This is a genomic window from Pseudomonas sp. JS425 (assembly GCF_018223845.1).
GTDB lineage: Bacteria > Pseudomonadota > Gammaproteobacteria > Pseudomonadales > Pseudomonadaceae > Aquipseudomonas > Aquipseudomonas asiatica.
The window spans coordinates 4,467,457-4,493,140 of record NZ_CP073661.1 but is presented as its reverse complement, the minus strand read 5'-3'; the positions used below and the strand labels follow the sequence as shown (position 1 = coordinate 4,493,140).

At 61.0% G+C, this 25,684-nt stretch carries 19 protein-coding genes; 18 read left to right on the top strand and 1 reads right to left on the bottom strand.

Annotated elements, in window-relative coordinates:
• Positions 1-2 precede the first annotated feature (2 nt).
• The 13 genes from KDB76_RS20795 to fleQ all read left to right on the top strand — a co-directional run bounded on the left by KDB76_RS20795 (position 3) and on the right by fleQ (position 17,878).
• Positions 3-1,118: a flagellar basal body P-ring protein FlgI gene (locus KDB76_RS20795; RefSeq protein WP_013973619.1), complete on the top strand. Its 1,116-nt coding sequence runs from the start codon at positions 3-5 to the stop codon at positions 1,116-1,118.
• An 11-nt stretch (positions 1,119-1,129) separates the two neighbouring features.
• Positions 1,130-2,284, top strand: coding sequence for a flagellar assembly peptidoglycan hydrolase FlgJ (gene flgJ / locus KDB76_RS20790; RefSeq protein ID WP_013973618.1), 1,155 nt, complete (start codon positions 1,130-1,132; stop codon positions 2,282-2,284).
• A gap of 12 nt (positions 2,285-2,296) precedes the next feature.
• On the top strand, positions 2,297-4,339 hold the full coding sequence (gene flgK, locus KDB76_RS20785; protein WP_038410055.1) for a flagellar hook-associated protein FlgK: 2,043 nt from the start codon (positions 2,297-2,299) through the stop codon (positions 4,337-4,339).
• Positions 4,340-4,352: 13 nt separating this feature from the next.
• Positions 4,353-5,918 carry a flagellar hook-associated protein 3 gene (locus tag KDB76_RS20780; protein ID WP_038410054.1) on the top strand — a complete coding sequence of 522 codons (1,566 nt, stop codon included), beginning with the start codon at positions 4,353-4,355 and terminating at the stop codon, positions 5,916-5,918.
• Positions 5,919-6,322: 404 nt separating this feature from the next.
• Positions 6,323-7,252: a ketoacyl-ACP synthase III gene (locus KDB76_RS20775; RefSeq protein WP_038410053.1), complete on the top strand. Its 930-nt coding sequence runs from the start codon at positions 6,323-6,325 to the stop codon at positions 7,250-7,252.
• Between the two features lie 486 nt (positions 7,253-7,738).
• Positions 7,739-9,160 carry a group II intron reverse transcriptase/maturase gene (ltrA, locus tag KDB76_RS20770; RefSeq protein ID WP_038410052.1) on the top strand — a complete coding sequence of 474 codons (1,422 nt, stop codon included), beginning with the start codon at positions 7,739-7,741 and terminating at the stop codon, positions 9,158-9,160.
• A gap of 393 nt (positions 9,161-9,553) precedes the next feature.
• Positions 9,554-10,612 carry an IS110 family transposase gene (locus tag KDB76_RS20765; RefSeq protein WP_080708209.1) on the top strand — a complete coding sequence of 353 codons (1,059 nt, stop codon included), beginning with the start codon at positions 9,554-9,556 and terminating at the stop codon, positions 10,610-10,612.
• Positions 10,613-11,452: 840 nt separating this feature from the next.
• Positions 11,453-13,567, top strand: coding sequence for a flagellin (locus KDB76_RS20760; protein WP_038410046.1), 2,115 nt, complete (start codon positions 11,453-11,455; stop codon positions 13,565-13,567).
• Positions 13,568-13,641: 74 nt separating this feature from the next.
• The gene (locus KDB76_RS20755; RefSeq protein WP_038410047.1) at positions 13,642-14,001 is read left to right on the top strand and encodes a flagellar protein FlaG; all 360 of its coding nucleotides are present in this window, start codon (positions 13,642-13,644) and stop codon (positions 13,999-14,001) included.
• An 83-nt stretch (positions 14,002-14,084) separates the two neighbouring features.
• Complete coding sequence (gene fliD, locus KDB76_RS20750; RefSeq protein ID WP_038410048.1) at positions 14,085-15,443, top strand: flagellar filament capping protein FliD; 1,359 nt, start codon at positions 14,085-14,087, stop codon at positions 15,441-15,443.
• Positions 15,444-15,525: 82 nt separating this feature from the next.
• Complete coding sequence (gene fliS / locus KDB76_RS20745; RefSeq protein WP_038410049.1) at positions 15,526-15,921, top strand: flagellar export chaperone FliS; 396 nt, start codon at positions 15,526-15,528, stop codon at positions 15,919-15,921.
• An 18-nt stretch (positions 15,922-15,939) separates the two neighbouring features.
• Positions 15,940-16,233 carry a hypothetical protein gene (locus tag KDB76_RS20740; RefSeq protein ID WP_038410050.1) on the top strand — a complete coding sequence of 98 codons (294 nt, stop codon included), beginning with the start codon at positions 15,940-15,942 and terminating at the stop codon, positions 16,231-16,233.
• A gap of 169 nt (positions 16,234-16,402) precedes the next feature.
• Complete coding sequence (fleQ, locus tag KDB76_RS20735) at positions 16,403-17,878, top strand: transcriptional regulator FleQ (RefSeq protein WP_038410051.1); 1,476 nt, start codon at positions 16,403-16,405, stop codon at positions 17,876-17,878.
• Between the two features lie 387 nt (positions 17,879-18,265).
• Here fleQ and KDB76_RS20730 read toward each other — a convergent pair whose 3' ends face one another.
• Positions 18,266-19,324 carry an IS110 family transposase gene (locus KDB76_RS20730; protein WP_080708209.1) on the bottom strand — a complete coding sequence of 353 codons (1,059 nt, stop codon included), beginning with the start codon at positions 19,322-19,324 and terminating at the stop codon, positions 18,266-18,268.
• A gap of 288 nt (positions 19,325-19,612) precedes the next feature.
• On the opposite strand from KDB76_RS20730, the gene KDB76_RS20725 reads away from it, so the two are divergent.
• The 5 genes from KDB76_RS20725 to fliG all read left to right on the top strand — a co-directional run bounded on the left by KDB76_RS20725 (position 19,613) and on the right by fliG (position 25,545).
• Positions 19,613-20,830, top strand: coding sequence for an ATP-binding protein (locus KDB76_RS20725; RefSeq protein ID WP_038410044.1), 1,218 nt, complete (start codon positions 19,613-19,615; stop codon positions 20,828-20,830).
• Positions 20,830-22,185 (top strand): sigma-54 dependent transcriptional regulator, encoded by a 1,356-nt coding sequence (locus tag KDB76_RS20720; RefSeq protein ID WP_038410043.1) that lies wholly within the window; start codon positions 20,830-20,832, stop codon positions 22,183-22,185. Before KDB76_RS20725 ends, KDB76_RS20720 begins: the two co-directional genes overlap by 1 nt.
• Positions 22,186-22,406: 221 nt before the next feature.
• Positions 22,407-22,739, top strand: coding sequence for a flagellar hook-basal body complex protein FliE (gene fliE, locus KDB76_RS20715; protein ID WP_013973606.1), 333 nt, complete (start codon positions 22,407-22,409; stop codon positions 22,737-22,739).
• A gap of 15 nt (positions 22,740-22,754) precedes the next feature.
• Positions 22,755-24,533 carry a flagellar basal-body MS-ring/collar protein FliF gene (gene fliF, locus KDB76_RS20710; protein ID WP_038410042.1) on the top strand — a complete coding sequence of 593 codons (1,779 nt, stop codon included), beginning with the start codon at positions 22,755-22,757 and terminating at the stop codon, positions 24,531-24,533.
• Positions 24,526-25,545, top strand: a complete 1,020-nt coding sequence (fliG, locus tag KDB76_RS20705) for a flagellar motor switch protein FliG (protein ID WP_013973604.1) — start codon at positions 24,526-24,528, stop codon at positions 25,543-25,545. Before fliF ends, fliG begins: the two co-directional genes overlap by 8 nt.
• The last annotated feature ends 139 nt before the right edge of the window (positions 25,546-25,684 follow it).

The following is a 25,684-nucleotide window of genomic DNA, read 5'->3' as shown; positions in this document are numbered from 1 at the left end:
GGATGACCATGTTCAACGTGAGGCAGCTGATTGCCGCAACCCTGCTCCTGTCCTGTGCCTTCGGCGCCCAGGCCGAGCGCCTGAAGGACATTGCCAGCATTTCTGGCGTGCGCTCCAACCAGCTGATCGGTTACGGCTTGGTGGTGGGGCTCAATGGTACCGGTGACCAGACCACCCAGACGCCGTTTACCCTGCAAACCTTCAACAACATGCTGTCGCAGTTCGGCATCAAGGTGCCGGCCGGCTCCGGCAACGTGCAGCTGAAAAACGTCGCGGCCGTGTCGGTGCATGCCGACCTGCCGGCGTTCGCCAAGCCAGGCCAGGTGGTGGACATTACCGTGTCCTCGATCGGTAACTCCAAGAGCCTGCGCGGCGGCAGCCTGCTGATGACCCCGCTCAAAGGTATCGACGGCAACGTCTATGCCGTGGCCCAGGGCAACCTGGTGGTGGGCGGCTTCGATGCCGAGGGCCGTGATGGTTCGAAGATCACCGTCAACGTTCCGTCTGCCGGACGTATCCCTGGTGGTGCAACCGTCGAACGTGCAGTACCAAGCGGCTTCAACCAGGGCAACAGCCTGACCCTGAACCTGAACCGCCCCGACTTCACCACCGCCAAGCGCATCGTCGACAAGGTCAACGACCTGCTCGGCCCGGGCGTGGCCCAGGCCGTGGACGGCGGTTCGGTGCGGGTTACTGCGCCGATGGACCCGAGCCAGCGCGTGGACTACCTGTCGATCCTCGAGAACCTCGAGATTGACCCGGGCCAGGCGGTGGCCAAGGTCATCATCAACTCGCGTACCGGCACCATCGTCATCGGCCAGAACGTCAAGGTGTCGCCGGCCGCTGTGACCCACGGCAGCCTGACCGTGACCATTACCGAAGACCCGATCGTCAGCCAGCCGGGGCCGTTCTCCAACGGCCAGACCGCCGTGGTGCCGCGCTCGCGGGTCAATGCCGAGCAGGAAGCCAAGCCGATGTTCAAGTTCGGCCCGGGCACCACGCTGGATGAAATCGTCCGCGCGGTGAACCAGGTGGGCGCAGCGCCCAGCGACCTGATGGCCATCCTCGAAGCCCTGAAACAGGCCGGCGCGTTGCAGGCCGACCTGATCGTGATCTGAGGACGGTGCGGATGAACAGCAAAAGCCTGGTTTCCGGCAGCGTCGACAGCGGTGCTTACACCGACCTCAACCGCCTCAGCTCGCTGAAGGTGGGTGACCGCGACAGCGAAGCCAACGTGCGCAAGGTGGCCCAGGAGTTCGAATCGCTGTTCATCAGCGAAATGCTCAAGGCCTCGCGCAAGGCCAGTGACGTGCTGGCCGACGACAACCCGATGAACACCGAAACGGTGAAGCAGTACCGCGACATGTACGACCAGCAGCTGGCCGTGAGCATGTCCCGCGAAGGTGGAGGTATTGGCCTGCAGGATGTGCTGGTACGCCAGTTGACCAAAGGCCGTAGTGCGTCCATCAACACCAGCCCGTTCCCACGGGCCGATGCCAGTGGCCCGGCATTGTGGGGCAGCAAGGTGGCGGAGCCGGCGCATGCCGCTGATTCGGCGTCTGGCCGCAACGATGTTGCCGCGCTCAATGCGCGGCGACTGGCGTTGCCGAGCAAACTCACCGACCGCCTGCTGGCCGGCATCGTGCCGTCGGCGGCCACCGCTAACAGCGCTGCCGTGCCGGCCCGTGACGGTCAGCAGGTAGCCCAGGCCTTCGCCGTGCCGGACAACGGCCTGCGCATACTTGGCCGCGCCGTGGCCCAACCGCCACTGGCCCCGAACAAGGCCTTTGCCGACAGTGACGAGTTCGTCGCCACCATGCTGCCGATGGCCGAGCAGGCTGCCAAACGCATTGGTATCGACCCGCGCTACCTGGTGGCCCAGGCCGCTCTGGAAACCGGCTGGGGCAAATCGGTAATGCGCAATACCGATGGCAGCAGCAGCCACAACCTGTTCGGCATCAAGGCCACCGGCAACTGGCAGGGCGAGCAGGCGCGGGCGATCACCAGCGAGTTCCGTGACGGCCAGTTCGTCAAGGAAACGGCTGCATTCCGCAGCTACGACTCGTACCAGGACAGCTTCCACGACCTGGTAAGCCTGTTGCAGAGCAATTCCCGCTATCAAGATGCCCTGAATTCGGCCGATAACCCTGAGCAGTTTGCAAGAGAGCTGCAAAAGGCAGGTTATGCGACCGACCCGGGCTATGCGAAGAAAATCATCAGCATCGCCCGGCAAATGCAAGCAACCCCGCAATACGCCATGGCTGGCAGAACCACGAATCTATAAAAGGACTAAATCATGTCGAGCCTGATTTCCATCGGCCTGAGTGGCCTGAGTGCCAGCCAGGCGGCATTGTCGGTCACCAGTAACAACATCGCCAACGCTGCGACCAGTGGCTATTCGCGGCAGCAGGCGATCCAGGCGGCGGGGCCTTCGCACAACATCGGCGCAGGGTTCCTCGGTACTGGGACCACCCTGGCGGATGTGCGCCGTATCTACAGCTCGTACCTGGACAACCAGCTGCAGACTGCTACCTCGTTGCAGGCAGACGCAGTTGCCTTTCAGGACCAGATCACCAGCGTCGACAAGCTGCTGGCCGACCGTGACACCGGCATCAGCTCGGTTCTAACCGCATTCTTCTCGGCGCTGCAGACCGCAGCGGCCAAGCCTGGTGACGTCGCCTCGCGCCAGCTGCTGCTGACTCAGGCGCAAACCCTGAGCAACCGTTTCAACGCGGTAAGCAGCCAGCTGACCCAGCAGAACGCCACGATCAACACCCAGCTCGACACCATGGCCGGCCAGGTCAACAAGCTGACCGCCAGCATTGCCGAGTACAACAAGCAGATCGCTGCCGCCAGCGGCACGGGCAGCACTCCCAACAGCCTGCTGGATGCACGCAGCGAAGCAGTGCGCCAGCTCAACGACCTGGTCGGCGTGACCGTGCAGGAGCGTGACGGCAACTATGACGTGTACCTGGGCAGTGGCCAGTCGCTTGTCACCGGTAACAAGGCCAACACGCTGTCGGTCGAGCCTGGTGTTGCCGACAAGAGCCAAGCCAGCCTGCGCATCAACTACGATTCTTTCAGCTCGGACGTGACCTCGGTGGTGAGCGGTGGCGCGATCGGCGGCCTGTTGCGCTATCGCCAGGACGTCCTGATGCCGTCGATGAACGAGTTGGGCCGCGTTGCCCTGGTGGTCGCCGACAGCATCAACAGCCAGCTGGGCCAGGGCCTGGATGCCAATGGTCAGTTCGGCAGCTCTCTTTTCTCCAGCATCAACAGCGCTACCGCCATTGCCCAGCGCAGCCTGGCCTCGTCGAACAACAGCTCCGGCTCTGGCAACCTCAACGTGACCATTGCCGACAGTGGCAAGTTGACCACCTACGACTACGAGGTGAAGTTCACCAGCGCCAACCAGTACAGCGTGCGCCGCTCCGACGGTACCGACATGGGCACCTTCGACCTCAGCGCCGACCCGGCACCGGTGATCGATGGCTTCAGCCTGTCGCTGAATGGCGGCGGCCTGGCGGCAGGGGACAGCTTCAAGGTGATCCCCACCCGTTCGGCAGCTGGCAGCATCACCACCACCCTCACCGATGCCAACAAGCTGGCCTTCGCCGGGCCGATCAGTGCCGCGGCGGGCAGCGGCAACAGCGGCACCGGTACCATCACCCAGCCAACGCTGGGCGAATCGCTGGACATCTATGGCGGTGCCGATACCGCGCTGGTGCAGCAGGCGATACGGGATTCGATGCCGGTGCGCGTGGTGTTCGACGCCGCCAGCGGGGGCTCCCAGGGTTACAAGCTGTACGACGCCAAGGGCACCCAGATTGGTACCGGCAGCGTGGTGCCAGGGCAGGACAACAAGCTGTCGATCGCCGTGCCGATGCGTGATGCGTCCGGTAACCCGATTCTCGATAGCAGCGGCAATCCGCGTACCTTTGCCGTCGAAACCACCATTGGCGGCAGCCCGGCTACCAACGACAGCTTCACTCTGTCGTTCAATGCCGACGGCAAGGCCGACAACCGCAACGCCAACGCGCTGCTGGACCTGCAGACCAAGTCGACCGTGGGCACCAACTCCGGCACCGGCACCAGCTTCACCTCGGCCTACGCCTCGCTGGTCGAGCGGGTAGGGGCCAAGGCTAGCCAGGCCGCCATCGATACCACGGCGACCCAAGCGGTGTTCAAGTCCGCCGCCGAAAGCCGAAGTGCGGTGTCGGGCGTCAACCTCGATGACGAGGCGGCCAGCCTGGTGAAGTTCCAGCACTACTACACGGCGTCGTCGCAGATCATCAAGGCGGCGCAAGAAACCTTCAGCACCCTGATCAATGCCTTGTAAGGAGTAGACTACCGTGCGCATTTCCACTGCTCAGTTCTACGAGACCAGCGCCACCAGCTACTCGCAGAACTACTCCAACCTGGCCAAGATCACCGAACAGGTTACCTCCAAGTCTCGCATCCAGTCGGCCGGGGACGACCCGGTCGGCGCTGCGCGCCTGCTGGTGTTGCAGCAACAGAGCGCCTTGCTGGACCAGTACAGCGGCAACATGACCACGGTCAAAAACGCCCTGTTGCAGGAAGAGAGCGTGCTGTCGACCATCAACGATGCCCTGCAGCGCGCCAGCGAGCTGGCGCTTCAGGCCGGCAACGGTGGCCTGAGCGATGCCGACCGTACCTCGATTGCCAGTGAGATCAAGGAAATCGAAGCCAACGTCTTCGGTCTGCTGAACTCGCGCGACGCCAACGGCGACTACATGTTCGGCGGCTCCAAGTCGTCGACCCCACCCTATGTGCGCAACGCCGACGGCACCTACAGCTACCAGGGCGACCAGACCCAGCTGAGCCTGCAGGTGTCCGACACCCTGCGCCTGGCGACCAACGACACCGGCTACAGCATTTTCGACCAGGCCACCAACAACAGCCGCACCCAGTCGAACCTGGTGGCACCGTCGCCGGATGATGGCAAGGTGCTGCTCTCTGGCGGCCTGCTGACGTCGGCCACCACCTACAGCAACCAGTTTGCTGCTGGCCAGCCTTATACCGTCACATTCACCAGTGCCACCGAGTACAACGTGAAGGACGCAGCCGGCAACGACATCACCACCGAAACGGCGGGCAAGGGCAAGTTCGACGTCAACGCCGAAGGCGGCAAGATGATTTCGCTGCGGGGTGTCGACTTCGAAATCAACCTGAAGCTGGCAGAGGGCGATGATGCCGACGCCGTGGTGGCTGGCCACGTTTTCACCCTCGAAGCCAAGCCAGACACCTTGACTGCCACCCGCAGCGCTGGCAACCCATCGACTGCGCAGGTGACCGGCACCAGCATCACCGACCCTGATGGCTACCGCAGCACCTTCCCCAGCAACGGTGCGGTGATCCGCTTCACCAGTGATACGGAATATTCGCTGTATGCGCAGCCGTACACTGCCGATAGCAAGCCGATTGCTACCGGTACGGTAGGGGCGGGCAATGCGGTTACGGTGGCCGGCGTTACCTACCAGTTCGACAGTGCACCGGCACAGGGTGACCAGTTCTCGGTCAATGCCAATACCCACCGTTCGCAAAACGTGCTGGACACCCTGGGCCAGCTGCGTAGTGCCCTGGAAAAGCCCGTGGACTCGCCGGAGGCGCAGGCTGCGCTGAAAACTGCCACCGACTCGGCGATCTCCAACCTGGCCAGTGCCCGCGATCGCATTGACATTACCCGTGGCTCCATCGGTGCGCGGGCCAACTCGCTGGAAATTCAGGCGCAGGAGAACGAAAGCCTGGGCTTGGCCAACAAAAGCACCCAAAGCGCTATCGGCGATACCGACATGGCTTCGGCGACCATCCAGCTGACCTTGCAGCAGGCCATGCTCGAAGCCTCGCAGCTGGCGTTCGCGCGCATTTCGCAGTTGAGCCTGTTCGACAAGATCTGATCAAGGCGCCGTTCTAGCAGGCAGGCGAGAACCCTGTAGGAGCGGCCTTGTGTCGCGAAAGAGCCGCAAAGCGGCCCCAGCGATGTTCGCCGGAATGCTGAAGCCCCGGGGCCGCGCTGCGGCCCTTTCGCGACACAAGGCCGCTCCTACACGGGTTTGTGGCTGCCTGGTCATTCCCCGAATCCCCCGGTCCCCATACCTCGCCCAAGGCTTTCGTAGCATTTCAATGTGACCAATGAGTCAAAACGGTCATCTTCCCTGTATTCTATGCAGCAGCTGTTGCAGCATTTTGTTACCGGTGTGCAGGCGAGCACTGCCTTGAACCCCCAGCGGTGACGCTCCGGTATTTGGCGCCCTCAATTCATCGAGTGGTGGTCTTTGGCTGTTTTCATTGGGAAGCCAGAATGATTGGCATCAAAAGCATCGCGAGTTACGTGCCCACCGCTGGCCTGGACAACTACGTCCAGGGTGCGAAGTTCGGCAAGGACGAAGAGTTCATGTTCGGCAAGATCGGCGCGTCGTTCCTGCCGCGCAAGGCCGAGGAGCAAGAAACCTCCGACCTGTGCGTAGAAGCCGCCCAGGCGCTGTTCGCCAGCAACCCCGACCTCGACCCGCAGTCGATCGATGCGCTGATCGTGGTCACCCAGAACGGCGACGAAGAAGGCCTGCCGCATACCGCCGCCATCGTCCAGAGCAAACTCGGCCTGTCCACCCGTGTGGCGGCGTTCGACGTGTCGCTGGGTTGCTCCGGCTATGTGTACGGCCTGTACGCGATCAAGGGCTTCATGGAAGCGGCAGGGCTGAAGAACGGCCTGTTGATCACCGCCGACCCGTATTCGAAGATCGTCGACCCGGAAGACCGCAACACCACCATGCTGTTCGGCGACGCCGCCACGGCCACCTGGATGGGTGAGGATGCGGTGTGGCAGTTGGGCGAGGCGCGTTTCGGCACCGACGGTTCCGGTGCCGAGCACCTGAAGGTCAGCGATGGCAAGTTCTTCATGAACGGCCGCCAGGTGTTCAACTTCGCTTTGGTGAAGGTGCCAGCGCACCTGCATGAGCTGCTTGCTGCCAGTGGCTTGAAGTCGTCGGATATCGATGCGTTCTGTATCCATCAGGGCAGTGCGGCGATTGTCGATGCCGTGGCCCGGCGCTTCGAGGAAAATAACCCCGAGAAGTTCGTCAAGGACATGCTGGAGACCGGCAACACAGTGTCCTCCAGCGTGCCGCTGCTGCTGCAGAAGCACATGCTCGATGGTAGCTGGAAGCGCGTGGCGATCAGCGGCTTTGGTGTGGGGCTGTCGTGGGGTTCGGCTATTTTGTATCGCGACTGATCCTTCCGCAGGTCCCAAAAAAGCGCCCGGCGGCCAACGCCCGGCGCTTTTTTCATGGTGCGCCAGGCATGGCGCGTTGCGCGTAAGCGCAACCTGCTTGGCTGTGGTGGCCGAGTGGGTGACTTGGAGGTGAAAGTCCTCTACACACCCGGCAAGGGGAAGTGTTAGCCAGAAGCAAGGGTGTCGCGGGCGACTGCGAATCTGAAGGAAGCCCGAGGCAAAATGCTGGCCTGACGAACAGGAAGCGGATATGAGGCGGGACGGCGTGGGTAAGGTGGCCATGATCATCAAAGCCCAATACTTGCACAGAGCGCCGTGACGTAGATCCGACAGGCATAAGCAGGAAGGTCACGCGAATTACCCTGGGAGATCTGCACGCTTGCCTTTGTGCTACCGAGCGTCGAGAGGCGACGGGATGAGCCTGCAGAAGTCAGCCGAAGCCGTAGTAAGTGGCGATTAACCGCGCCACCAAGGGCCGAACAGGTTATGCCGCCAGTAGGCGTCAGAGTCTCGTCGAATGCCGAAAAGCAGGAATTTCTCCGAGGGAGAACTGTGACCCCAAGTTCCGGACAGAATCCGAGGGCGACGGCTGGCAGCGCGCAGGCATCGACGGCGTCTGTGACGTGGACGAACGCGGAGTCGGACACGCTGATGGAGCGGGTGCTTGCACCGGCCAACCTCAAGCGTGCGTATCAACGTGTGGTCAGCAACAAGGGAGCGCCGGGTGCCGATGGCATGACGGTCGCGGACTTGGCTGGCTACGTGAAACAGTACTGGCCAATCCTCAAACACAGGTTGCTAGCCGGCGAATACCATCCCCAGGCAGTGCGAGCGGTTGAAATTTCCAAGCCGCAGGGCGGCACACGGCAATTGGGTATCCCCGGCGTCGTGGATCGTCTGATCCAGCAAGCATTGCACCAACAGCTCACGCCAATCTTCGATCCGCTGTTTTCGGACTATAGCTACGGCTTTCGCCCGGGCAAAAGCGCCCATCAAGCCGTTGAGATGGCCCGAGCCCATGTGGCTTCGGGGTATCGCTGGTGTGTGGAACTCGATTTGGAGAAGTTCTTCGACCGAATTAACCACGACATCCTCATGGCTTGTATCGAGCGTCGGGTCGAAGACAAATGCATGCTCAGGCTTATCCGCCGCTACCTTGAAGCTGGGGTCATGTCGGGCGGTGTCGTCAGTCCCCGGCAGGAAGGGACGCCGCAAGGCGGCCCGCTCTCGCCGTTGCTGTCGAACATCCTGCTCGACGAATTTGATCGGGAGCTGGAACGGCGGGGTCATCGCTTCGTGCGCTATGCCGATGATGCGAACATCTATGTGCGCAGCCAGAGGGCGGGCGAACGTGTACTGGCGAGTATCGAACGTTTCCTGAAGCGCCGTCTGAAACTGACGGTAAATCGGAACAAGAGCCAAGTGGCGAGGGCTTGGAGTTGCGACTATCTAGGGTATGGGATGAGCCGCCACCGGCAGCCAAGATTGAGAGTGGCAGTGATGAGTCTCAAGCGCCTGCGTGACCGGCTCCGAGAGCTACTGCGTGGGGCGAGAGGTTGCAAGATGGGCAACATTATCGAGCGGCTGAACCCAGTGCTACGCGGCTGGGCTGGCTACTTCAAGCTCAGTAAGAGCAAGCGCCCACTTGAGGAGTTGGACGGGTGGATCAGGCACAAACTTCGGTGTGTCATCTGGCGCCAATGGAAACAGCCCTCAACGAGGGCTCGTAACCTGATGCGTCTAGGGCTCAGCGAAGAACGTGCCTGTAGATCGGCCTCAAATGGCCGAGGCCCATGGTGGAACTCGGGGGCACCTCATGTGAATCAGGCGCTGCCAAAGAAGCTATGGGACCGACTCGGACTTGTCTCGATACTGGATACGATCAACCGGTTTAGCCGCATAACCTGAACCGCCGTGTACGGAACCGTACGCACGGTGGTGTGAGAGGACGGCGGGCTAGAGCCCGCCTCCTACTCGATCCCGGAAAAATTCTATGGCCTGGCATGGCCCCTGTAGGAGCGGGTTCACCCGCGAAGGGCTGCGAAGCAGCCCCAGGATTTTACTGGCAATACATACCTGATAGGCTGCCACCGTTCTCTGCACGACAGCGCAGCCCTCGGGCTGGGTGATCTCTCATAGAACACCCTATAACTCACTGATTCAGCAGGCCCCCTGTAATCGATGGACTCGCCCCCGCCGAGGCATCACAGTGCCACGGTGGCGTTCTAAGAAGCCAACGGCAGCGAGGGCGAGACCATGAAAAAGCATAGTTCCAAGCAAGGTTCCCCGTCGTCCACTGATGTGGAGCTTTGCACAACCATCTGTGTAGACCTGGCCAAGCAGGTCTTTCAGTTAGCAGGCGAGGATGCTACCGGTCGGGTGATCTACGAAGATCGCATCAAATCCCGTCAGGCCTTTCATGATTTCCTGCTCAGGTTGCCAGCGACAGTGACCGTCTTGAGGGAGTGCGGTCCAGGTGCGCAAGCCTGGGCAAGGCTGCTGCAGGCTAAAGGTAATGCGGTTCGCATCCTGCCTGCGCAACGAGTCGCCGAACACCGCAGCGGCGCGAAAAATGACCGTAACGACACCCATGCCATTTTGCGTGCCGGTCGCGATACCAGTATTGCCTCGATATCGATCAAGAGCACCACAGCACTGGCTATTCAAGCACTGCACCGTATCCGCCGCGGCAATATCAAGCGGCATACCGCGCTGGGTAATCAGATACGTGGTTTGCTGCTTGAGCATGGCGTATCCATGCCACAGGGCGACGCTGCGATTAGTAAGCATGTGCCGCGGTCTCTTGAGGATGCCTCTTTACCTTTGCCCGACCTGTTGCGTGAGTTGCTCGATGAGCTGTTGACGGACTGGTTGTCTTTGGGGGAACGCATTGCGGGGCTCAGCAGACGGCTCGAAACGACAGCCCAGCAGGATAAAGTTGCACAGCGACTGATCACCATTCGTGGCGTAGGCCCTATCATCGCCACGGCGATCGTGGCGAAACAGACCGAGCCCAGCCGCTTCGCCAGTGGCCGAATGTATTCCGCCTTCTTCGGTATCGTGCCCGATCAGCACAGCAGTGGAAACAAAGTCAGATTGGGCAGGATGAGCAAGCGAGGTGACGGCTACATACGTAGCCTGATGATCCAGGGCGCACATGCTGTCTTGAGTCAGCTAAGGCCTGATTCCGATCAGCCAGACGATCGCCGCCTCTTGCGCTGGCTATCCCGCCTTGGGCGCAAGGAAGCGGCGATTAGACTGGCTAATCGAAATCTGCGCATTATCTGGGCCCTGTTACAAAACGATCAGGTCTATCAACACAAACCGAACAGCAACTCGGAGGCTGCCATGAGCCTCTGACCAACCGAGTAATGCCACAGGGGCGCTAAGCGCTCCAACCCCTGCTAGTGAACATTGACCCCTGGTAAGACCGTCGCAGACTGATGCCTCCGCTCCTACAGGCCCGATGCAGTGGCCTCAATGTAAACGGCACGCTGCGAGCTCACCACGATGTTGGCCAGAAGCAAAAAGCTTCCTCGAACAGGCCTGATACATAGATGCAACCGGGTTCCTATGTTCAAAAGTAGCTAGACAGTGTGGGCGAGTCCATACATAGGAGCGGCTTTAGCCGCGAACACCGGCGAAGCCGGTGCCATGCATCGCGTCGCATGCTTCGCGGGCACGCCCGCTCCCACAAGGTAACGCGGCGCTTGCTGAGGTTCTGTTCACTGCGCGACAGCGCAGCCCCCGGGCTGGGCGATCTCTCATAGAACACCCCATAACTCACTGATTCAGCAGGCCCCCTGTAGGAACGGCTTTAGCCGCGAACACCGGCGCAGCCGGTGCCATGCACCGCGTCGCATGCTTCGCGGGTAAACCCGCTCCTACAGGGTAACGCGGCGCTTGCTAAGGCTCTGTTCTCTGCGCGACAGCGCAGCCCAAAGGGCTGTGTGATCTTCACGGGAAAGGCGGTGTCAGTGCTGTATGGTTATCTGGCCTGCTTTAGAGCGGATTTTGACGCCAATAAACCGCCCTTAACCCCTTGATTTCTCAGGGCTGGCCCCATGCCAGTATTTTTTTTTCGAAATACCCCTCAAGCAACCCGCGTACCCGACGATAACCATTACGAAGGTTCTCTAGGCCACACCCGGCTGTCGCCAGGGCCGGAAGCCGCAGTATCCATACAACGAGGAATTCGTCATGGCTTTGACCGTTAACACCAACATCACCTCTATGAGTGTTCAGAAGAACCTGAACAAGTCGTCCGACGCCTTGGGCACCACCATGGGTCGTCTGTCCTCTGGCCTGAAAATCAACAGTGCCAAAGACGACGCCGCAGGCCTGCAGATCTCCAACCGTCTGACCACTCAAATCAAAGGTCTGAGCGTTGCGGTCAAGAACGCCAACGATGGCATCTCCATCGCACAAACTGCTGAAGGCGCCATGGCGACTTCTGGCAACATCATGCAGCGTATGCGTGAACTGGCCCTGCAATCGGCTAACGGTTCGAACAGCGATGACGACCGTGCCTCGATGCAGCAGGAGTTTACCGCGCTGTCGGGTGAACTGACCCGTATTGCTAACACCACCACCTTCGGTGGCCGTAACCTGCTCGATGGCACCTTCTCCGGTAGCAGCTTCCAGGTCGGGGCGAACTCCAACGAAAGCATTTCGTTCGGCATGAAAGATGTCAGCGCTACCGCCATGAAGGGCAACTACAACGAAGCCAGCGTTGCCGGCGGCGTTGCTACCCTTCAAGCTAGCGTTACTGGCGCAGCTGGCAAGTTTGGTACTGACGCTACTGGCGCCAACTTCGCCACTGCAACCGGCAAAACCAGCGCAACCGTGTTTGCCGATCCAGCTGTCGGCACCTCTGGTGATCTGGTCCTTAACGTCGGTACTACCAAAACCACTATCACTCTCGCCACCACAGATACCCTTAATGGCTTTGGCGCGACTCAAGCCGCTAAAGATGCTTCGAGTATCCTTGCGAAAATCAATGCCCAGACCGCGAATACAGGTATTACCGCCAGTATTGACAGCGCAACTGGAGGTCTGAAGCTTACTGGTACGCAGGCATTCACAGTTGATGCTACAGATACTACTGCAGGTGTTGCTACTGGTTTGGGCCTTGCCACAGGCGGCGGCAATCAGCTAACCAAAACCGGAACTGAGAACCTCCGTGATGGTAAGTTGGCTGCAGACGGTACCCTGATTCTGGGTGATACCACCATCAACCTGACCACGGCGGATACGCTTTCGAGCGTGGTAAACAAGGTCAATGGACAATCTGGCGCTACCGGTGTTAGTGCATCTGTTGATAGCGCTACTGGCCAGCTAAAATTGAGTTCAGCTGCGGGCTTTAAGCTCTCAGGTACTGCCATCGCTAACCTCGGGCTGACCGATGCAGTAACCGCCGCTGCTACTAACGGTGGGATTGTCGCAGTTGCTCCTCAATCCACAGGTCTGAGCGCTGACACAGACATCTCCATCAACGGTAAGGGGTTTAGCTTTAAAGCTGGCGATGACTTGGATTCGATCGTTGCCAACATCAACAACAACGGCGCAGGCGCTGTCGGTTCGGGTACTGCCCTGACTGGCGTCACTGCCAAGAATGATAACGGACGTCTGGTGCTGACTTCGGCCAATGGTCAGGACATCAAACTGGACAATGGCTCTGGCGTAGCTGGTCAAGGGGCACTGGCTGCCGTAGGTCTGAACTCGGGCACTACCAAGGCTGGCTTGGTTGCTGATACCTCGATCTCTCTGAACGGCGTAGAAGTCAAGTTCAAGAAAGGCGATGACATGGATACCATCGCGGCGTCCATCAACGCCGCTAGCACTGGTGTCAACGCCAGCGTTGTGGTTAAAGACGGCAGCAGCACGCTGTCGCTATTCGCTGATCAGGACATCAACGTTGCTGATGGCAGCAATGGTACCGGTCTGGCCGCGTTGGGTCTGACTGCTGTTGCAGGCAAGACCTCTGCCGTAGAGATGGAGTCTACCGTTTCCAATCTGAACATCCTCGACGCGCAAAGCGCCCAGCAGGCTATCCAAGTCTTGGACGGTGCCATGCAGTCGTTGGACTCCCAGCGTTCCCAGTTGGGTGCTGTGCAGAACCGTTTCGACAGCACTGTTGCCAATCTGCAGTCGATCTCGGAGAACTCCACCGCTGCCCGTAGCCGTATCCAAGATGCCGACTTCGCTGCCGAAACCGCTGAGCTGAGCAAACAGCAAACCCTGCAGCAAGCTTCCACCGCTATCCTGTCGCAGGCGAACCAGCTGCCGTCGTCCGTACTGAAGCTGCTCGGCTAATTCAAGTCAGTGATGAATCGCGAAAGGGTGCGGCAACGTGCCCTTTCGTTTTTTGATTCTATGAGGGAAGCATCATGGATATGAGTGTCAAGCTGAGCTCTGTTCTCCCTGCGCCTGCCGCTCAGGAAGCTAAGATTCAGGAAGCCAAGAGCGCGCACTCCTCGAGCAAGTTGACCGTCGGCTTGCCCGACGCGCCGACCAAGGAAATCCAGCGACCGGAGCTCGAGAAAGCAGTAAGCGACATACAAGAATACGTAAAAGCTTCGCAGCGTCAGTTGGCGTTTTCTGTGGACGATTCCACGGGCACGCTGGTGGTCAAGGTGATCGCGACCGGCAGCGGCGAAGTCATTCGACAGCTTCCAAGTGAAGCGGCCCTGAGCCTGGCCCGGAGTCTGGCGGAGGGTAACGGTTTTTTACTGGATGACAATGTGTGATGTTGGCATGAGTCTTGACTCGGTATGTGTCTGGCTCATTTATCGTCAAGCAATTGGCATTCGCTGATCAGGGATATAAAGCAATGACAAGTACAACAGTCAGTGGTATCGGCTCCGGTGTCGATACCCAGTCGATTGTCAAAGCTCTGGCCGATGCCGAAAAGGCGCCCAAGCAACAGCAGATCACGGCTCAGCAAAAGACCACGACTACACAAGTGTCTGCCGTGGGCATGATTAAGAATGCATTGGATACTTTCCGCTCTGCGATTGCCAAGCTCAATACGTCCACGTCTTTCACGGGGCTTGCGGGCACGTCTTCCGATGAAAAAGTCGCCAAGGCAACCGTGACCGCATCCGCGTCTGCGGGTAATTACGCCTTGGAGGTCACTCAGCTCGCCACGTCTTCGAAGATCATCACAGATGTCTTCGCGGGTGGGGCTTCTTCCGTCGTGAACAACAGCGGTGATCCGCAGGCCTTAACCATTTCGCAATCCGGTGCGGATTATGATGTCACGATTCCGGATGGGGCGACGTTGCAGCAGGTTCGCGACCTGATCAATAAGCAGCTAGGCTCACAAGGCATCAACGCCAACATCCTGACGGATGCCAACGGCTCGCGGTTGGTAATGAGTTCTTCGACGACCGGAGAAGGTTCCGATATCACCTTGAGCGGTGATTCCACTCTGGTCCAGAATGCCACGCCCGGCGAGCCCGCTCAAAATGCGAAGTACAAGATCGACGGTCTGGAGCTTGAATCCAAGAGCAATACCGTCACTGGTGCCATCAGTGGTGTCAACTTCGAACTGTTGGCGGAGGGCAAGTCAAGACTGAGCGTTGCGACCAATACCAGTACGCTGAAAACCTCAGTACAGTCTTTTGTCAGTGCGTATAACGCGCTGATCACGGCGATCAACACGCAGACCAAAGTCACGGCGACTGGCGATGCTAGTACTACCACCGCCGGAGCGTTGACCGGGGATGCGACGATGCGCGCTCTGGTCTCGACAGTGCGTAACGAGCTGGTGAAGAGCACCGGGTCGGGAAGCATCTCCATGCTCTCGCAGATGGGAATCAATACCGATCAGCAGACGGGCCTGCTGGTGCTGGACGACACCAAGTGGGACAAGGCAGTTGCCAAGGGTGCCGCCGATATCGCGGCGGTGTTCACCGGTGACAAGGGTCTGATCAAACGCCTGACTGTGGCCACGGATGCGTACACTGGCACGACCGGAATCCTGGCGACGCGGACAAAGACCCTCAACGACAACCTAACTGAGCTCACCAAGCAGCAAGAGGCACTCGATCGTCGTATTGAGACGTTGAGGGCCACGCTGACAGCCAAATACAACGCGATGGATACCCTCGTTGCCAAGCTAAATGCCACGAGTTCTAGCGTGATGACGACCCTGAACGCGATGAACAAGGCCAATAACGACGACTGATGGTCGTATTAAAGATCTTTGGGGCTAAGCCGATCACTTAGGCATGTAGTCCCTGTATAGCCCCGTTCAAAGAGGATCCCCCATGCACCCGATGAGAGCCCTTCGCCAGTACCAGAAGGTCAATTCCCACGCCCAGATTTCCGAAGCTACTCCGCACCGCCTAGTGCAGTTGCTGATGGAAGGCTCGCTTGACCGTATGGCCCAGGCCAAGGGTGCGATCGCGCGTGGCGACGTGGCTCAGAAGGGCGTGATGCTGGGCAAGGCCATCGATATCATCGGCGGCCTGCGCGAAGGGCTGGACAAGGAAAAGACCGACAACCCGGACGAGCTGGACCGCCTCGACAGCCTGTACGACTACATGGCCCGTCGCCTGACCCAGGCCAACCTGCACAGCGACCCGGCCATGATCGACGAAGTCGCCCAGCTGATGATCACCGTGAAAAGCGGCTGGGACGCCATCGCTTCGGCCGAGCAATAGACCCCAAGGAGTTACCCCATGAGCGCATTGCAGCGAATCGAAGATACCCGCCTGGCCCTGAGCGAGGCCCTGCAGGCGCGCGACTGGGGGGCTATCGGGGCGCTGGACCTCGCGTGCAGAGAGCAGATGGAAGATTTGCTGCAGAGCGAGCTGGAGGACGAAGCCGCTGTGCGGTCAAACCTCGAGGCCTTGATGGCGGTCTATCGTCAGCTAATCGACGTTGCAAGTGACGAGCGTCAATCGTTGGTCGCTCAAATGACCAATATCAACCAAGCCAAACAGGCCACAAAGGTATACCATTTGTTCAGCTGACGCTGAGCGAAATAGCAAAGCGCGGCGCCATAAATTTGACTGACTTGAAGTTTTTGACTTTACTAGCAGCTGTTTTCGAATTTTTGACGTCCGAACACTGACCACTTCAGTCGGAATGATGTCGAGCACGCCCACGAGGCGCCGATATGACTAGGGAAGTTGCTATTGCATGTGGCGTGAAACCAAGATTCTGCTGATCGATGACGACAGCGCGCGCCGCCGCGACTTGGCGGTGGTGCTGAACTTTCTCGGCGAAGAAAACCTCGCTTGCTCCAGCCAGGAATGGCAGCAAATGGTCGAGCCGTTGTCTTCGAGTCGCGAAGTGCTGTGCGTGCTCATCGGCACCGTGAACGCTCCGGGCAACCTCCTTGGGCTCGTTAAGACAGTGGCTGGGTGGGATGAGTTCCTTCCGATGCTGCTTTTAGGTGAAATTTCTTCTGCGGAGTTCCCGGAAGACCTTCGCCGCCGCGTGCTTTCCAACCTGGAAGTGCCGCCAAGCTACAGCCAGCTGCTGGATTCGCTGCACCGTGCCCAGGTCTATCGCGAGATGTACGACCAGGCGCGAGAGCGCGGGCGCCAGCGCGAGCCCAACCTGTTCCGCAGCCTGGTCGGCACCAGCCGTGCCATCCAGCACGTGCGGCAGATGATGCAGCAGGTGGCCGACACCGACGCTAGCGTGCTGATCCTGGGTGAGTCCGGCACCGGCAAGGAAGTGGTGGCGCGCAACCTGCACTACCATTCCAAGCGCCGCGAAGCGCCGTTCGTGCCGGTCAACTGCGGCGCGATCCCGGCCGAGCTTCTGGAAAGCGAACTGTTCGGCCACGAGAAGGGCGCCTTCACTGGGGCGATCACCAGCCGTGCCGGGCGTTTCGAGCTGGCCAACGGCGGTACCCTGTTCCTCGACGAAATCGGCGACATGCCGCTGCCGATGCAGGTCAAACTGCTGCGCGTGTTGCAGGAGCGTACCTTCGAGCGCGTGGGTAGCAACAAGACCCAGAGCATCGATGTGCGCATCATCGCCGCGACCCACAAGAACCTCGAGACCATGATCGAGGAGGGCACGTTCCGCGAAGACCTGTACTACCGCCTGAACGTGTTCCCCATCGAAATGGCGCCGCTGCGTGAGCGGGTGGAAGACATCCCGCTGCTGATGAACGAGCTGATCTCGCGCATGGAGCACGAGAAGCGTGGTTCCATCCGTTTCAACTCTGCCTCCATCATGTCGCTGTGCCGCCACGGCTGGCCGGGCAACGTGCGCGAGCTGGCCAACCTGGTCGAGCGCATGGCGATCATGCACCCGTATGGGGTGATTGGCGTGTCCGAGTTGCCGAAGAAATTCCGCTACGTCGATGACGAAGACGAGCAGATGGTCGACAGCCTGCGCAGCGACCTGGAAGAGCGCGTGGCGATCAACGGCCATGCGCCGAATTTCGGCAACCACGCCATGCTGCCGCCTGAAGGCCTGGACCTGAAGGATTACCTCGGTAGCCTGGAGCAGGGCCTGATCCAGCAGGCGCTGGACGATGCCAACGGTATCGTTGCGCGTGCGGCTGAACGTTTGCGTATTCGCCGTACCACCCTGGTCGAGAAGATGCGCAAGTACGGCATGAGCCGCCAGGGTGGCGAGGAACAGGCGGAGGATTGACGCCTGGCGGTCGCCTGTACCGGCCCTTCGCGGGTAAACCCGCTCCCACAGGTGCGGCGCATGGTTCGAGCCTGCGCAGTGCCTATGGATGAGGGTTGCCTGTGCTGGCCTCTTCGCGGGTAAACCCGCTCCTATGTATGGACTCGCCCACACTGTCTAGCTACTTTTGAACATAGGAACCCGGTTGCATCTATGTATCAGGCCTGTTCGAGGAAGCTTTTTGCTTCTGGCCAACATCGTGGTGAGCTCGCAGCGTGCCGTTTACATTGAGGCCACTGCATCGGGCCTGTAGGAGCGGAGGCATCAGTCTGCGACGGTCTTACCAGGGGTCAATGTTCACTAGCAGGGGTTGGAGCGCTTAGCGCCCCTGTGGCATTACTCGGTTGGTCAGAGGCTCATGGCAGCCTCCGAGTTGCTGTTCGGTTTGTGTTGATAGACCTGATCGTTTTGTAACAGGGCCCAGATAATGCGCAGATTTCGATTAGCCAGTCTAATCGCCGCTTCCTTGCGCCCAAGGCGGGATAGCCAGCGCAAGAGGCGGCGATCGTCTGGCTGATCGGAATCAGGCCTTAGCTGACTCAAGACAGCATGTGCGCCCTGGATCATCAGGCTACGTATGTAGCCGTCACCTCGCTTGCTCATCCTGCCCAATCTGACTTTGTTTCCACTGCTGTGCTGATCGGGCACGATACCGAAGAAGGCGGAATACATTCGGCCACTGGCGAAGCGGCTGGGCTCGGTCTGTTTCGCCACGATCGCCGTGGCGATGATAGGGCCTACGCCACGAATGGTGATCAGTCGCTGTGCAACTTTATCCTGCTGGGCTGTCGTTTCGAGCCGTCTGCTGAGCCCCGCAATGCGTTCCCCCAAAGACAACCAGTCCGTCAACAGCTCATCGAGCAACTCACGCAACAGGTCGGGCAAAGGTAAAGAGGCATCCTCAAGAGACCGCGGCACATGCTTACTAATCGCAGCGTCGCCCTGTGGCATGGATACGCCATGCTCAAGCAGCAAACCACGTATCTGATTACCCAGCGCGGTATGCCGCTTGATATTGCCGCGGCGGATACGGTGCAGTGCTTGAATAGCCAGTGCTGTGGTGCTCTTGATCGATATCGAGGCAATACTGGTATCGCGACCGGCACGCAAAATGGCATGGGTGTCGTTACGGTCATTTTTCGCGCCGCTGCGGTGTTCGGCGACTCGTTGCGCAGGCAGGATGCGAACCGCATTACCTTTAGCCTGCAGCAGCCTTGCCCAGGCTTGCGCACCTGGACCGCACTCCCTCAAGACGGTCACTGTCGCTGGCAACCTGAGCAGGAAATCATGAAAGGCCTGACGGGATTTGATGCGATCTTCGTAGATCACCCGACCGGTAGCATCCTCGCCTGCTAACTGAAAGACCTGCTTGGCCAGGTCTACACAGATGGTTGTGCAAAGCTCCACATCAGTGGACGACGGGGAACCTTGCTTGGAACTATGCTTTTTCATGGTCTCGCCCTCGCTGCCGTTGGCTTCTTAGAACGCCACCGTGGCACTGTGATGCCTCGGCGGGGGCGAGTCCATCGATTACAGTTGCCGCGCAGGGCTTGAATTCTGCACTGTACTTGTAGGAGCGGGCATGCCCGCGAAGAGGCCGGTGCAGGCAACACAAAACCCCATCTCCGGCACGCCTATTGCTACACCGCTGGCACCACACCGTTTTTATGACGGTCAGCCACGCGAGAGAGCAAGATGCCCCAGGCCGCCCACGTATCCCGAGCCCCCAATCCGCAGGGGCATGCCCCGGTCGAGCAGGAAAGCCGTCAGGGCATCGACCAGGCCTTCGCCTTGTTCAATCAGGTGTCCAGCCAGCTGAGCCAGTCCTACAGCCTGCTCGAAGCCCGGGTCAGCGAGCTCAAGGGCGAACTGGCCGTGGTCAGTGCCCAGCGCATCGACGAACTCAGCGAAAAGGAACGCCTGGCCAATCGCCTGCAGAACCTGTTGGCCCTGCTGCCCGGCGGGGTGATCGTGATCGATGGCCAAGGCTTGGTGCGTGAAGCCAACCCGGCCGCCTGCGAACTGCTCGGCGAACCGCTGATCGGCCAGTTGTGGCGCCAAGTGATTGCCCGCAGCTTCGCCCCGCGCAAGGATGACGGCCACGAAGTCTCGCTGCGCGACGGCCGCCGCCTATCCATCGCCACCCGCTCGCTGGATGCCGAGCCCGGCCAGCTGGTGCTGCTCAACGACCTGACCGAAACCCGGCGCTTGCAAGACCAGTTGGCCCGGCACGAGCGGCTGTCGTCGCTGGGGCGCATGGTCGCCTCGCTGGCGCACCAGATCCGCACGCCACTGTCGGCGGCCATGCTCTACGCCAGTCACCTGGCCGACCCCGAACAAGACCTGAGCACGGAAACCCGTCAGCGCTTCGCTGGCACCCTCAAGGAGCGCCTGCACGAGTTGGAGCACCAAGTACGCGACATGCTGGTGTTCGCCCGTGGCGAGCTGCCGTTGGGTGATCGCCTCACGCCGAAGGCCTTGTTCCAGGCACTGCAGCAAGCGGCCCAGGCTCATGTGCAGGGGCACACCGTGCGCTGGCAGTGCGATAGCCACCTCGGTGAGCTGCTATGCAACCGCGACACCCTGGTCGGTGCCTTGCTCAACCTGATCGAAAATGCCCTGCAGGCCAGCGATGGCCCGGCGCGGCTGAAGGTGCATCTGTTCCGTCGCGGGCGCACCTTGCACCTGTGCGTTAGCGATGCCGGTAGTGGCATCGACGCCGATTTGCTCGGCCGCTTGGGCGAGCCGTTTCTGACCACCAAGGCCGCCGGCACCGGCCTGGGCCTGGCCGTGGTCAAGGCCGTGGTGCGTGCGCACCAGGGAGCGCTCTGCCTGCGCTCGAAGGTCGGCCGTGGCACCTGCGTGCGGGTAGAGCTGCCGTTGATCGACGGGCAGTTGGCGGAGGTTGTGTAATGGCGATCAAGGTGCTGCTGGTCGAGGATGACCGCGTATTGCGCCAGGCGCTGGGCGATACCCTGGAAATCGGCGGTTTCGCCTACCAGGCGGTGGGCAGTGCCGAAGAAGCGCTGGAGGCCGTGCTGGATGATGCCTTTAGCCTGGTGGTCAGTGACGTGAACATGCCTGGCATGGACGGGCACCAGTTGCTAGGTCAGTTGCGTCGCCAGCAGCCACAGCTGCCGGTGCTGTTGATGACGGCGCATGCCGCCGTCGAGCGTGCGGTCGAGGCCATGCGCCAGGGCGCCGCCGACTATTTGGTCAAGCCGTTCGAGCCCAAGGCGCTGCTCAGCCTCGTGGAGCGGCATGCCACCGGGCGTGTGACCGGCGAAGAGGGGCCGGTGGCCTGCGAGCCGGCCAGTCGCCAGTTGCTGGAGCTGGCCGCCCGCGTGGCGCGCAGCGATTCGACCGTGCTGATTTCCGGCGAATCCGGTACCGGCAAGGAAGTGTTGGCGCGCTACATTCACCAGCAGTCGCCAAGGGCGGCGCAGCCGTTCGTGGCGATCAACTGCGCGGCCATCCCCGACAACATGCTCGAGGCGACCCTGTTCGGCCACGAGAAGGGCGCCTTCACCGGCGCCATCGCCGCCCAGGCCGGCAAGTTCGAGCAGGCCGAAGGCGGCACCTTGCTGCTCGACGAAATCTCGGAGATGCCGCTGGCCTTGCAGGCCAAGTTGCTGCGCGTGCTGCAAGAGCGTGAGGTGGAGCGGGTAGGTGGGCGCAAGCCGATCAGCCTGGACATCCGCGTGCTGGCCACCACCAACCGTGACCTGGCTGGCGAGGTGGCGGCCGGGCGCTTCCGTGAAGACCTGTATTACCGCCTGTCGGTGTTCCCCCTGGCCTGTCGGCCGCTGCGCGAACGGCCAGGTGACATTCTGCAACTGGCCGAGCGCCTGCTGGCCCGCAACGCGGTGAAGATGAAACACGCCCCGGTGCGCCTGTCGCCGCAGGCCCTGGCCTGCCTGCAGGCCTATGCCTGGCCGGGTAACGTGCGTGAACTGGACAACGCGCTTCAGCGGGCGCTGATCCTGCAGCAGGGTGGGGTGATCGAGGCGGCGGATTTCTGTCTGGCAGGCGCCATTCCATTGTCAGCTGGCATAGAGCCATCATCTGAGGTGGTGGCCGAGCCCGGCGGGCTGGGCGATGACATGCGTCGCCATGAGTACCAGATGATCATCGACACCCTGCGCGCCGAGCGCGGCCGCCGCAAAGAGGCCGCCAAACGCCTGGGGATAAGCCCGCGTACCCTGCGCTACAAGCTGGCGCAGATGCGCGATGCCGGGTTTGACGTCGAGGCCAGCCTGTTCGGCTGATTGACACCGAATCCTGCTGCGCGTGCGCCCCTTGTGGGAGCGGGTTTACCCGCGAACACCGGCGAAGCCGGTGCCATACACCGTGTCGCATTCTTCGCGGGTGAACCCGCTCCCACAGGGCTATGTTGCCTGAACCCTGTAGGCTGGCACCTTTGTTGCTTTAGGTTGGCTATCCGCCGCATCACTGTCAAAAAAATGCGGCCGCAGGAGAGAGAAGGGTCATGAGCCAAGGTGTTGAATTCAATCGTCTGATGCTGGACATGCGGGCCATGCAGGCCGACGCCATGTCGCTGCCAAAGGTGGCCGCCGCTCCCGAGTTGGCACCGGGGCAAAGTACCTTTGCCGACATGCTCGGCCAGGCCATCGGCAAGGTGCATGAGACGCAGCAAGCTTCGACCCAGTTGGCCAACGCCTTCGAGATCGGCAAGAGTGGCGTCGACCTGACCGACGTGATGATCGCTTCGCAAAAGGCCAGCGTGTCGATGCAGGCCCTGACCCAGGTACGCAACAAGCTGGTCCAGGCGTACCAGGACATCATGCAGATGCCGGTTTGAGGACGGACGTAAACCATGGCTGAAGCAGTCGTCGATAACGCCCCTGCCAAAAGCGGCCCGCCAGCGGCCAAGCCGCCGCTGTTCGGCATGGCGTTTCTGGAAAACATCGCGCAGATGCCCATGCTGCGTCAGATCGGCCTCATGGTCGGCCTGGCGGCCAGCGTGGCAATCGGCTTTGCCGTGGTGCTGTGGTCGCAACAACCCGATTACCGTCCGCTGTACGGCAGCCTGTCGGGCATGGACACCAAGCAGGTCATGGACACCCTGGGTGCTGCTGATATCCCCTATAACGTTGAGCCCAACTCCGGTGCTCTGCTGGTCAAGGCCGACGACCTCTCCCGTGCGCGCCTGAAACTGGCGGCCGCCGGCGTGGCGCCCAGCGATGGCAATGTCGGTTTCGAACTGCTCGACAAGGAGCAGGGGCTGGGCACCAGCCAGTTCATGGAAGCCACTCGCTACCGCCGCAGCCTGGAAGGCGAGCTGGCGCGTACCGTGTCCAGCCTGAACAACGTCAAGGGCGCGCGCGTGCACCTGGCCATTCCGAAAAGCTCGGTGTTCGTGCGTGACGAACGCAAGCCCAGCGCCTCGGTACTGGTCGAACTGTACCCGGGCCGTGCCCTGGAAGCAGGGCAGGTGATGGCCATCGTCAACCTGGTCGCCACCAGCGTGCCGGAACTGGACAAGTCCCAGGTCACAGTAGTCGACCAGAAGGGCAACCTGCTGTCCGAGCAGATCCAGGACACCGCCCTGACCCAGGCAGGCAAGCAGTTCGACTACAGCCGCCGGGTAGAAAGCATGCTCACCCAGCGGGTACACAACATCCTGCAGCCGGTGCTGGGCAATGACCGCTACAAGGCCGAAGTGTCTGCCGACCTGGACTTCAGCGCGGTCGAGTCCACCTCGGAGCAGTTCAACCCCGACCAGCCGGCGCTGCGCAGCGAGCAATCGGTCGACGAACAACGTGCCAGCAGCCAAGGCCCACAAGGTGTGCCTGGCGCGCTGAGCAACCAGCCGCCAGGCGCTGCATCGGCACCGCAGACAACCGGTGGCGCCGCCACGCCGGCTGCTGCCATCCAGCCAGGCCAGCCGCTGGTGGATGCCAATGGTCAGCAGATCATGGACCCGGCCACCGGCCAGCCTATGCTTGCGCCGTATCCGTCGGATAAACGTCAGCAGAGTACCAAGAACTTCGAGCTCGACCGCTCCATCAGCCATACCCGCCAGCAGCAGGGGCGCATGACCCGCCTGTCGGTGGCGGTAGTGGTGGACGATCAGGTCAAGATCGACCCGGCCACCGGCGACACCACCCGTGCGCCTTGGGGCGCCGAGGACCTGGCACGCTTCACGCGCCTGGTACAGGACGCGGTCGGCTTCGATGCCAGCCGTGGCGACAGCGTGACGGTGATCAACGTGCCGTTCGCCGCCGACCGTGGCGAAGAGATCGCCGATATCGCCTTCTACCAGCAGCCGTGGTTCTGGGACATCGTCAAGCAGGTGCTGGGCGTGGTGTTCATCCTGGTACTGGTATTCGGTGTGTTGCGGCCGGTACTGAACAATATTACAGGGGGCGGCAAGCAGGCTGCCCCGGACAGCGACATGGAGCTGGGCGGCATGATGGGTCTGGATGGCGAACTGGCCAACGACCGCGTCACTCTGGGTGGCCCGACAAGCATTCTGCTGCCTAGCCCCAGCGAGGGTTACGAGGCACAGCTCAACGCAATCAAAGGCCTGGTGGCCGAAGACCCGGGCCGCGTTGCCCAGGTCGTGAAAGAGTGGATCAACGCCGATGAGTGACAACCGAGCCGTTACCGCCAAGCTGAGCCGCGTCGACAAGGCGGCAATCCTCCTGCTTTCTTTGGGCGAGACCGACGCGGCCCAGGTGCTGCGGCACATGGGGCCAAAGGAAGTACAGCGGGTGGGTGTGGCCATGGCCCAGATGGGCAATGTGCACCGTGACCAGGTCGAGCAGGTGATGAGCGAGTTCGTCGAAATCGTCGGCGACCAGACCAGCCTGGGCGTGGGCTCCGATGCCTACATCCGCAAGATGCTCAACCAGGCACTGGGCGAGGACAAGGCCAACGGCCTGGTCGACCGCATCCTGCTCGGTGGCAACACCAGTGGCCTGGACAGCCTCAAGTGGATGGAGCCGCGCGCCGTTGCCGATGTGATCCGCTACGAGCACCCGCAGATCCAGGCCATCGTGGTCGCCTACCTCGACCCCGACCAGGCCGGCGAAGTGCTGAGCAACTTCGACCACAAGGTGCGCCTGGACATCGTCCTGCGCGTGTCGTCGCTGAACACTGTGCAACCGGCGGCGTTGAAGGAGCTGAACCAGATCCTCGAGAAGCAGTTCTCGGGCAATTCCAATGCGGCACGTACCACCTTGGGTGGCATCAAGCGCGCCGCCGACATCATGAACTTCCTCGACAGCTCGGTGGAAGGTGCGCTGATGGACGCGATCCGCGAGATCGACAGCGACCTGTCGGAGCAGATCGAAGACCTGATGTTCGTCTTCAACAACCTGGCCGATGTCGACGACCGTGGCATCCAGGCGCTGCTGCGCGAAGTCTCGTCCGACGTGCTGGTGGTATCGCTCAAGGGCGCCGACGAGCGGGTCAAGGACAAGATCTTCAAGAACATGTCCAAACGTGCCTCGGAGCTGTTGCGCGACGACCTGGAGGCCAAGGGGCCGGTGCGGGTCAGCGACGTGGAAACGGCGCAGAAGGAAATCCTCACCATCGCCCGCCGCATGGCCGAGGCCGGCGAGATCGTGCTCGGCGGCAAGGGTGCCGAGGAAATGATCTAAGGTCTTCGCGATCTGAAGGCCGACGCCGCCCCTTGTGGGAGCGGGTTTACCCGCGAAGGCGTCGGACCTGGCGATAGAGGTTGTCGCTGCCGACGCATTCGCGGGTGAACCCGCTCCCACAGGGACCGTGTCGGCTGAA

Coding starts and splice junctions, on each gene's coding strand:
- KDB76_RS20795 (WP_013973619.1), top strand. CDS start 3: ATGACCATGTTCAACGTGAGGCAGCTGATTGCCGCAACCCTGCTCCTG.
- flgJ (WP_013973618.1), top strand. CDS start 1,130: ATGAACAGCAAAAGCCTGGTTTCCGGCAGCGTCGACAGCGGTGCTTAC.
- flgK (WP_038410055.1), top strand. CDS start 2,297: ATGTCGAGCCTGATTTCCATCGGCCTGAGTGGCCTGAGTGCCAGCCAG.
- KDB76_RS20775 (WP_038410053.1), top strand. CDS start 6,323: ATGATTGGCATCAAAAGCATCGCGAGTTACGTGCCCACCGCTGGCCTG.
- ltrA (WP_038410052.1), top strand. CDS start 7,739: ATGCCGCCAGTAGGCGTCAGAGTCTCGTCGAATGCCGAAAAGCAGGAA.
- KDB76_RS20760 (WP_038410046.1), top strand. CDS start 11,453: ATGGCTTTGACCGTTAACACCAACATCACCTCTATGAGTGTTCAGAAG.
- KDB76_RS20755 (WP_038410047.1), top strand. CDS start 13,642: ATGGATATGAGTGTCAAGCTGAGCTCTGTTCTCCCTGCGCCTGCCGCT.
- fliD (WP_038410048.1), top strand. CDS start 14,085: ATGACAAGTACAACAGTCAGTGGTATCGGCTCCGGTGTCGATACCCAG.
- fliS (WP_038410049.1), top strand. CDS start 15,526: ATGCACCCGATGAGAGCCCTTCGCCAGTACCAGAAGGTCAATTCCCAC.
- KDB76_RS20740 (WP_038410050.1), top strand. CDS start 15,940: ATGAGCGCATTGCAGCGAATCGAAGATACCCGCCTGGCCCTGAGCGAG.
- fleQ (WP_038410051.1), top strand. CDS start 16,403: ATGTGGCGTGAAACCAAGATTCTGCTGATCGATGACGACAGCGCGCGC.
- KDB76_RS20725 (WP_038410044.1), top strand. CDS start 19,613: ATGCCCCAGGCCGCCCACGTATCCCGAGCCCCCAATCCGCAGGGGCAT.
- KDB76_RS20720 (WP_038410043.1), top strand. CDS start 20,830: ATGGCGATCAAGGTGCTGCTGGTCGAGGATGACCGCGTATTGCGCCAG.
- fliE (WP_013973606.1), top strand. CDS start 22,407: ATGAGCCAAGGTGTTGAATTCAATCGTCTGATGCTGGACATGCGGGCC.
- fliF (WP_038410042.1), top strand. CDS start 22,755: ATGGCTGAAGCAGTCGTCGATAACGCCCCTGCCAAAAGCGGCCCGCCA.
- fliG (WP_013973604.1), top strand. CDS start 24,526: ATGAGTGACAACCGAGCCGTTACCGCCAAGCTGAGCCGCGTCGACAAG.